This is a genomic window from Microvirga sp. jy35, from assembly GCF_056148915.1.
Genome location: NZ_JBWBEW010000109.1, coordinates 1 through 1510, shown reverse-complemented (window position 1 = coordinate 1510; position 1510 = coordinate 1). Strand labels below are relative to the sequence as shown.

Below are 1510 nucleotides of genomic sequence, written 5' to 3'. Positions count from 1 at the left end.
CCGATAAGGAGCAGCCGCATGAGCCAGTCCGATCAGGAACACATCCAGCCCCCCGGCACCGAAGCAGAGATGACGCCGCAGGCCGACCATGGCGAGACAAGCTACAAGGGGAGTGACAAACTTGTTGGGCGGGTGGCGGTGATCACCGGCGGTGACAGCGGGATAGGTCGGGCGGTCGCAATCGCCTATGCCCGCGAGGGCGCGGACGTCCTGATCAGCTACCTCAATGAGCAGGAGGACGAGGACGCTCGGGAGACCGCTCGTCACGTAGAGGCGGCGGGGCGGCGTTGCGTGCTGATGTCGGGCGACATTGCCGAGGCCGCTCACTGCCGCGCCATCATCGACCGGGCGGTGAGCGAGTTTGGCCGCATCGACATCCTGGTGAACAACGCCGCCTTCCAGCGCACTTATGAGAAGCTGGAGGACATTCCGGACGAGGAGTGGAGCTATACGTTCCGCACCAACATCGAGGCCATGTTCCACCTGGCCAAGGCCGCAGTTCCTCACATGCGGCCGGGCTCTTCGATCATCAACACCACTTCGATCCAGTCGGACAAACCCAGCCCCATGCTGCTGGCCTATGCCTCAACCAAGGGAGCTGTCTCCAACTTCACGGCGGGCTTGGCTCAAATGTTGGGCAGCAAGGGCATCCGGGTCAACGCAGTCGCACCGGGCCCCATCTGGACGCCGCTGATCCCTTCCACCATGCCGGACGAAAAGGTGAAGAGCTTCGGCCAGGACACACCCCTCGGCCGTGCTGGCCAGCCTAAGGAGCTGGCTGGCATCTATGTTCTGCTTGCCTCGGATGAGGGCAGCTACATGACAGGTGGCATCTACGCAGTGACGGGTGGAACCCCGCTCCTGTAGAAGCGGAGGCACTATCTGCCTGGCGGCCTGTAGTCTGGCGGCCAGACAGCCTCTAGCTCGGGAATGGCTAGCGGGAACCAGAGGAGGGTCCGGGGTGTTTCGTACTCCCTGCCGCTTCGGCTCCTCGTTCCGGAAACCTCCCTTTGCCAGACCCGTTGCGTTTCCTCATCGCGGAGAGTGAGCCGCCTCAGGCGCGTGAAACCCGTCGTGAGAGCGTGGGGCGCAGCTCCGGCGAAACCTACATCGACACCTTGCGCTTTCTCGCACCTGGGGCAGTCTGCCATCGGGTGAAGCCTGCGGACAGGGAAGCTGCGCTGCCTGACTGCGAAGGATTGATGAGCTATGATGCGGTGTTTGTGACTGGCTCGCCGCTTCACCTCTATCAGGACACGCCCGAGACACGCCGCGAGATTGATCTGATGCGAGCCGTGTTCGAAGCGGGTGTCCCTTCGTTTGGATCCTGTGCAGGCCTGCAGGTCGCCACCGTGGCGGCCGGTGGAGCGGTTCGCCCCAGCCGCAGAGGGCGGGAAGCAGGCTTTGCCCGCCGAATCACGCTGACAGAAGCAGGACACCGACATCGACTTCTTGCGGGGAGGCCTGCCTCGTTCGACGCTCCGGCTTTCCACTCCGACGAGGTTGAGAC

The 1510-nt window shown here is 63.5% G+C and carries 2 protein-coding genes; both read left to right on the top strand.

All coding sequences use genetic code 11. The annotated features are described in order from the left end of the window. Positions 1-18: 18 nt before the first annotated feature. Positions 19-867, top strand: a complete 849-nt coding sequence (locus tag AC0QTX_RS27420) for an SDR family oxidoreductase (RefSeq protein ID WP_474606951.1) — start codon at positions 19-21, stop codon at positions 865-867. Between the two features lie 143 nt (positions 868-1010). Further along, on the top strand, positions 1011-1510 hold a 500-nt coding region (locus tag AC0QTX_RS27415; RefSeq protein ID WP_474606950.1), incomplete at its 3' end, for a glutamine amidotransferase-related protein.